General features: G+C 60.4%; 8 protein-coding genes and 1 pseudogene. All 9 read right to left on the reverse strand.

The window, feature by feature from the left end; all coding sequences use genetic code 11:
• Window positions 1-255: pseudogene (locus tag JCM12296_RS31320) on the reverse strand (hypothetical protein); the annotation flags it as partial.
• A 105-nt stretch (window positions 256-360) separates the two neighbouring features.
• Complete coding sequence (locus JCM12296_RS31325; protein WP_054701316.1) at window positions 361-1215, reverse strand: hypothetical protein; 855 nt, start codon at window positions 1213-1215, stop codon at window positions 361-363.
• Between the two features lie 19 nt (window positions 1216-1234).
• Entirely contained in the window at window positions 1235-2002 is a 768-nt protein-coding gene (gene ccsA, locus JCM12296_RS31330) for a cytochrome c biogenesis protein CcsA (protein WP_054701319.1), read from the reverse strand.
• A 27-nt stretch (window positions 2003-2029) separates the two neighbouring features.
• Entirely contained in the window at window positions 2030-2233 is a 204-nt protein-coding gene (locus JCM12296_RS31335; protein ID WP_054701321.1) for a hypothetical protein, read from the reverse strand.
• 5 nt (window positions 2234-2238) lie between these two features.
• On the reverse strand, window positions 2239-3624 hold the full coding sequence (locus tag JCM12296_RS31340; RefSeq protein WP_083456698.1) for a tetratricopeptide repeat protein: 1386 nt from the start codon (window positions 3622-3624) through the stop codon (window positions 2239-2241).
• A 157-nt stretch (window positions 3625-3781) separates the two neighbouring features.
• Entirely contained in the window at window positions 3782-4486 is a 705-nt protein-coding gene (locus JCM12296_RS31345; protein ID WP_054701326.1) for an energy transducer TonB, read from the reverse strand.
• Between the two features lie 12 nt (window positions 4487-4498).
• Complete coding sequence (locus JCM12296_RS31350; RefSeq protein ID WP_054701328.1) at window positions 4499-4918, reverse strand: ExbD/TolR family protein; 420 nt, start codon at window positions 4916-4918, stop codon at window positions 4499-4501.
• Window positions 4919-5056: 138 nt separating this feature from the next.
• Window positions 5057-5668: a MotA/TolQ/ExbB proton channel family protein gene (locus JCM12296_RS31355; protein ID WP_306304175.1), complete on the reverse strand. Its 612-nt coding sequence runs from the start codon at window positions 5666-5668 to the stop codon at window positions 5057-5059.
• Window positions 5665-6759: a MotA/TolQ/ExbB proton channel family protein gene (locus JCM12296_RS31360; RefSeq protein WP_054701329.1), complete on the reverse strand. Its 1095-nt coding sequence runs from the start codon at window positions 6757-6759 to the stop codon at window positions 5665-5667. Before JCM12296_RS31360 ends, JCM12296_RS31355 begins: the two co-directional genes overlap by 4 nt.
• Window positions 6760-6925 lie beyond the last annotated feature (166 nt).

Here is a 6925-nt window from a genome sequence, read left to right on the forward strand (position 1 = left end):
CCCGCTTGACCGGCGTGCGCACGATGTGGACAGGGACCACATCCGCGGGCGCGCGGCATCCCGGGGAATCAGCACCAGGGTGCGGCCGGCGCCGTCCCGGACATCGGTACGCCGGTCAGAGATCCGATTGACGGTAAACTCACCGATCTGGAGAAAATCGCCTTTTTTTTTGTCTTCGGTATTTGAACAGGCACAAATGATCAGCACCGCCAGAAAAAGCGGCACCATTAAACACGAGCGATTCACGGATTGCATCGTTGGTTTCCCTTGCTGGGTTAGACCGTTTCGATCAATGGCGATCCTGTCGAACATCGGTGAATGCCATTTTTCCCGATGCCCTCGTCCTTCACGTCTCATCCTTCACGTCTCGCCTTTCGTGGCCACGATCGGCTTGAAACGCAGGTTGCGCAGAACCACCCACTCGGCCAGGTACAGGGCCAGCCCCACGGAAAACAAAACGATACCGGCCAGGTAGAGCGGCACCCCCGGATCCTTGCGCACGGTCAGGTCGATGCGCACCGACCGATTCATGCCCCCTTCTTTCCGTTTGGGCGTGAAATCCTTCAGGAACAGGCTGTACCCATGGCATCGCAATGGGTGGTTGATGTTCAAGGTGGCCGTCCGCTGCCGATCACCCTCGACGACCCGCAGCCGGGCCCGGGGTTGCAACACCCGGTTCTCGAAGGCCGGCAGGCGGCTGCCTGGGTAATAGAGCGGATCGAGCTCGACCAGGGTGATATGAATATCGCTGCCGGGCAGGCGGAAGGGCATGCCGGGAATCAACGTTCGACTGACCAGGACCTCGGCAAAAAGGTAGCTGCACAAATAGCCGACGAGGATGACAATCATGGCATAGTGCATGATGTGCGGCGCGAACTTGAACACAAAGTGCTGGCGGGCAATGTGGCTACGGCGGGCGATGAGAACCGCCACGCGGTCCGTGGTACACACGAATGTGTTGATGCACAACAGGGTCAGCAGCAGCAAGAGCGCGAAGAACCAGGCCGTGCGGGCAAGGTTGGTCCTGCCGTAGGTCCGGATCCAGGCCATCAGGCCGACATCGTTCAACGGCGCGAAAAGGATGGTGTGGCGATTCAAACAGATATACCCGATGGTCAAATCAATCACCAAGAAAAGGCAGAGAATCACCGTCAAATGGATACCACCGAGCTGCTTCCATACAATTTTGATCAGGCCATTCATCGTATTGCTCATGTTCAGGGATATCCGTCGATCATCCAAGCGGCCAGCGAAACGGCCCCAACTCCGGCGCATAGGTCAGTCCCAGCACCATGAGCCCGCCGACGGCAGTAAAAGCGCATCTTCCGCGGGCGGTCCAGGATCCGGTTAAATGCAGATGCAGCAGACCAACATAGAAGAACCAGGTCGCCATTGTCGTCGTTATGGCCGGATCGTCCCAGACCACGGGTGTCCCCCAGCCCACGTAGGACCACAATTCCCCGGTGAACATGGAAAGGGTCCAGAAGGCGAAGCCCCAAGCGATCCATGGCACGGATCGGGAAAAGGCCGGGCGGCCGTTTTTCTTGCGCAGGCCCGCCATGGCCTGGATCGCGGCCACCAGAAAACACCCCCGCCCCGCCACTCCCAACCAGAAAAAAAGATGGGCCCATGCGGTTTGGGATTTGAGAAACGGGATGTAGTAGTCCTTGGGGAACAGCACCGCCCCCAGGGCGATGATCACGACCAGGGTGAGAATGCCATTTTGCGTCCGGCCGGCCCATTGATGGCGGGCGCCCAGAGCCATGCCGCCCAGGATCAGCGGCAACACCACGGGCCCCATGTACATGGGCAACATGGGCCAGGCGACCCAATAACGCCACGCCACCACCAGCGCATTGGCCAGCAGCGCCGGGAGAAGAAAAACCAGCATGCGCCGCGTTGGTCCGAAGAAAGCGCCATGGATCAGGCTCAACCCGTACAGCCCGGTGGCGATCTTGAAAAGCAGGTGTCCACTGATCAAATGGATCGAATTGGTCAACACGATGGTTCTCTCTTCCCGTGCCGGCGATCAGGCAATTCTCGTTGCCGAGGTTCGCGTCAGCCCCGTTCCGCTTTCAAAGAAAACGAAAAACGGCTGGTCGACAGCCAGGTCATCGACCCGAAGCGGCTTGCCGTCCGTGTTTTCCAAATGATGGGCAAACCGTTCCAAACTGATCCGATACAAGGGGCCCAGACTGGAGACCCAAAAGCGTTGGTTGCGATAGTCCTGCATGGGATTCACCTCTTGGTCGGTGGGGTTGTGTTGTGGGCCAGCCGAAGCCGTTCGTCCGCCTGGCCCGTGGACGCCTGGGGCAGCCGATGGAGGGCCGAATTGGCCGCCTTACGCTGCTTACTGTATTGGGCCGCCCTGGCAAAGGCCGCTTTGCTGGCGGCAATATCGTTCATCTGCCAGGCCGCATAGCCGGCCATCAGCCAGGCGCGACCGGCGTGCGAGCCGTTTCTTGCGGCCACCTGGCGATAGGCGGAAATGGCCTGTTTGTACTGTTTCAGGCCGTAATGCAGCTCCCCCTTGAGCATCAGGATGTCCGGGTCCAGAGCCGTCCCGCTTTTGCCGATCGCGGCCAGCGCACGTTCCGGCTGGCCCTGCTGCTGATAGGCAATGGCCAGTTGCCGAAGCACGCGTTTGTCGGAACCAGCCTTCAAACAGGCTTCATAGAGTGGCGCGGCCTTGACCGGAATGTCCAATTGCAGATTCAGGTCCGCCAGTAGTTTTTTCTCTTCCAGGGTCAGCGGCGTGAGAAAGGAATAGACGGTCAGGGCCGTCAACGCCGCCTCATAGCGGCCGGCATTCAATTGAACGTGGGCCAGGGCTTTCCACCACTTGGCCAGGGTGGGATTTTGACGGGCGAGGTCCTGCGCCAAGTCGATGGCCTGACGCGACATCTCCAGCTGCATGTACTGCTGAAGCAAAATTTCCTGCCATTGGATCTTTTTGTCTCCGGTGTAAATCCGAACCAAATCCCGGATCAACGGCAAGGCACGCCGGGATTGATTCGCGGCGAGCAGGGCATGGACCCGGTATTCGTTCCACTCCGGCTTCATGGCCCGCGGATGACCGGTGGCCAACCGGTCGAAAATGTCGATGGCGTGGCGACCGTCACCGGCCATCAAATAGGCCGCGGCCCCATAGTAGAGATACTCCGGTTTTTTCTCGGTCGCGGTCGCATAGGCCTTTTCGAAACACCGTCCGGCGTCGGCATGGCGATTCAGTTCATAATTGGCATTGGCCAGGTTCAGCCAGGCGAAGGTATGGCCGGCATCGCGGGCCAGTGCTCGCCGGTAGGCCGCCGCCGCAGCCTTGTATTGCTTGCTCATCAAAAAACAATTGCCCAGGCAGAAATCGATTTCCGGATGGTGGTACCCCTGGGGGTCCGGTTCACCGGGCGAAGGCGCGGGTCCGCCACGGGCCTGGAAATCCTGAAGGGTTTTAATGGCACGCGCGACCTGCTTGGCCTGGATCAGGGACTGGGCCTTGACCAATACCAGTTGCGCCGGCAACGGCAGGGAAATGCGCGGGTCTGCCGCATGGGCGATTCCGCACGCGGAAGTGGCTGTTAAAATCAGCAACACGCCCACAAATTGAAGCCATTTTGCGACTGCCATACTTGATGACCTCGTAAAAAGTCGTTTTTCGGACGGCGTCGTAACAAGTTCAAGATCAAGGCTTGCGAATCCCGAGGAATGAGGCGTACTCAGTGTACGTCGCAGTGACGAGGGATACGCGTAACGCAGATATTGGACTTGTTACGACACCGTCTGCTTATTCCAATTCGAACCGAATCACCGTCTCCACCTGCGCCTTCACCGGAACACCCTCGACGGTCCCCGGTTTGAAACGCCAGCCCCTCACACAGCGTCGCACACTGCTGTCGAAAAGCCCTTGGGGTTCAGCCGCCAAAATGGTGATGGATCCGACCCGGCCGGTCTCATCGACGATAAAGGTAACCTTGACCCACCCCTCGATGCCGCGTCGCCGGGCCTGGATCGGATAAACCGGCGGAATACGGGTCAGGGTCGTCAAGGGGCCATCCAATTGACTGGCGGTGAAGGTCCCCTGCACAGGTGCCGGGCTCGCCAAGGGCGCGTAGGCCAGGGGGGGCAGAACCAGGCTGTTGGGTCCGGCGGGTAGCCGCGGATTGACTTCAAACGGCAGGGTCAGCTTGTGTTGCATCACCTGACGGGGCGTTGCGTCAGGCGCTTGAACCGGTTTTGTCACCGGCGGCTTGGGTGGCGGGGACGGTTTGCGCCGAATCTCGGTGTCCGGTTTTGGCATGCGAATCACATTGATCTGGGAAACCAGGGTCTCAATGGATGATGGCGCGGGCGTCGGATCCACCAAGTGCGGCATCAGCCAAAAGAGCATCAGGTTCAGTCCCGCGGCAATGGCGCCGGCAACCACCCAATCCCCCCACCGGCGGCGGTGAAAAGAATCGTCATAATTGGCAGGCAGGGTTGATGACTGCATGTTTCGTTCCCGTCACTCTCCCTGGGGCACGCTGGCCGCCAGGGAAACCTGCTGTGCACCGGCTATGCGACAACCATCCATGACCTGGATCGCCGCACCGGTGCTGCTGGCCTTGTCGGCCACCACCACCACGGCGCCTTCCGGGTTTTCGGCCAACGCCCGCTCGACATTGGCCCGCACGGCCCGGGGATCGATTTCCCGGTGGTCCATGAAAACGCGGTTGGCCGAATCGATGGCGATCAGAATCGTGGCCTTGTTCTTCACCGCCGCCGTGGCGGCCGTGGGGCGATTGACATCGATTCCGGTCTCCTTGGTAAAACTGGTGTTGACCAGAAAAAAAATCAGCAGAATGAACACCATATCGATGAGCGGCGCGATGTTCAGTTCCGTGGTCGCCCGGTTTCGACGGCGGGCGGCCGAAATGTTGAGCATGGTTTGGCTCCTATTTGACGAATTCGTAAAAAACCCGAGATCAAGGCTTGCGAAGCCCGAGGAATGAGGCGTACTTTTGCGTACGCCGCAGTGACGAGGGATACGCGTAACGCCGATATCGGTTTTTTTACGAATTCGTCATATTTGTCTTCTCAGATGATACCCCGCCCGGGCAACCCGCTGCTGCAAGTTGCGCGCGCGGCGATCCAGAAAGCCCTTCATGTACAGGCCGGGAATCGCCACCAGGAGGCCGGTCTGGGTCGTGATCAGGGCCTCTGAAATACCGCCGGCCATGCCCTTGGCGTTGCCCGTGCCGAATACCGACAGGATATCGAAAGTGTCGATCATGCCGGTGACCGTGCCGAGCAGCCCCAACAGCGGCGCAATGGCGGCCAAAACGCCGATCACGGCCAGATGATCACCCAGGGATCGGTTGATGGAAAGCACGGTTTCATCAAGGATGAACTGGTCCAGCGATCGGTCGTGGCTGCGACGCTGGATGAACCGCGCCACCAACAGGGAAACGGCGCCCCGATACTCGCGGGGGTCCGGCAGGCGGTCGTCGCGGATATGCGCCAAGGCAATCGCCAGCGGCATATTCTTGTGGTACAGGCGCCTGAAGAAAATGGCCCGATCCACGATCAGCAGCCACATGGCCAAACTGACCAGCGCCAGCGGCAGCATGGCCACACCGCCGGCGCGGAAATAGGCCTCCAGACGCATGACCTCCATGGTCAGTGTATCGATCACCGGGTTCCCCTGCATTTATGCAGAATGTTGACCAGGGCCACGGCCTTCTCTTCCATTTCGCCGATGCGCTTGTCCACGGAACGGCTGAGCAATGTCTGGGAAAGCATCAGCGGAATGGCCACCGTGAGTCCCAGCATGGTGGTCACCAGGGCCTCCGAGATGCCGCCCGACATCAGCCGCGGATCACCGGTGCCGTGCAGGGTGATCACGTGGAAGGTATCGATCATGCCGGTCACCGTGCCCAGCAGGCCCAAGAGCGGTGCGATGGCGGCCAGCATGCCGAGCGTCGACAGAAACCGCTCCATGGGGGGAACCTCTTTCAAAATGGCCTCCTGAAGTGCATTTTCCACCTCCTCCCGCTGCATGTCGCCACATTCCAGGCCCGCCTTGACGACCCTGGCCACCGGAATGGCGGCATGCTGGTCGCAAACCGCCGTGCAGGCCTGCCAATCGCGGGCAAGGCCGTTGGATTCGATGGCCCGGACCAGTTTGTCGGCATCGAACCGGTTCCTTAATAGAAAGATCACCCGTTCGATCACGATCAGGATGCCCACGGCCAGAATGAGGAGAATCGGCCAGACAATGGGCCCGCCCTTGGGAATCTGCTCCCAGAGGTTGAGCTCGTGGGTCAGCTGGCGCAAGGCACCGCCGCGGGAAATATCCATGGGCACGCTATCGCTCTCTCCGTCCATATACCGGCCGATGGCGGCCTGCATGCGCCGCGTGGGCAGGCGCGACAGGGCGTACAGCGTTTTGCCGGACGAGGCGTAGTTGCAGAATCCGGTTTCGTCGGCGGTGCGATAGGCGGCCGTAAAGGGCCCGATGAACAGCACCTCGGCATCGACGTTGCGTCCGGCCCGATCGACAATCGTGCCTTTTCGCACGGCCACTTCACCGGTCGCGGCGATCTGGTCGAACACGCCCTTGGCCAGGGCGCGGACATCGTCCATGCCGGGAAAATGCGCGTCTTGGGCCACGGCTTCCAGAAAGGAGGGAACGGACGCGTTGAGCGCGGTCTGCAGGTTCTGGGCGATCAGCCCGTCGACCTCCTTGGCGTTGACCCGAATCACCCCCACCAGTTCGTTGATCATGCTGTCGGTTTGGGACAGCTTCTCGGAAAGCGCGCGCTCCCGCTCCTCCAGCTGGCGGCTTCCGCATCCATGGCGGCAACCGCTGTTTCAAGCGCGCGATGGGTCGACTCAAAAGCGGCAACGGCGGCCGCCAATGCCGTGCGGTCCTTCACGATCCGCGCACGGC

It is taken from the genome of Desulfosarcina cetonica JCM 12296, from assembly GCF_001311845.1.
Lineage (GTDB): Bacteria > Desulfobacterota > Desulfobacteria > Desulfobacterales > Desulfosarcinaceae > Desulfosarcina > Desulfosarcina cetonica.

Coding starts and splice junctions, on each gene's coding strand:
- JCM12296_RS31325 (WP_054701316.1), bottom strand. CDS start 1,215: ATGAGCAATACGATGAATGGCCTGATCAAAATTGTATGGAAGCAGCTC.
- JCM12296_RS31335 (WP_054701321.1), bottom strand. CDS start 2,233: ATGCAGGACTATCGCAACCAACGCTTTTGGGTCTCCAGTCTGGGCCCC.
- JCM12296_RS31340 (WP_083456698.1), bottom strand. CDS start 3,624: ATGGCAGTCGCAAAATGGCTTCAATTTGTGGGCGTGTTGCTGATTTTA.
- JCM12296_RS31345 (WP_054701326.1), bottom strand. CDS start 4,486: ATGCAGTCATCAACCCTGCCTGCCAATTATGACGATTCTTTTCACCGC.
- JCM12296_RS31350 (WP_054701328.1), bottom strand. CDS start 4,918: ATGCTCAACATTTCGGCCGCCCGCCGTCGAAACCGGGCGACCACGGAA.
- JCM12296_RS31360 (WP_054701329.1), bottom strand. CDS start 6,759: ATGATCAACGAACTGGTGGGGGTGATTCGGGTCAACGCCAAGGAGGTC.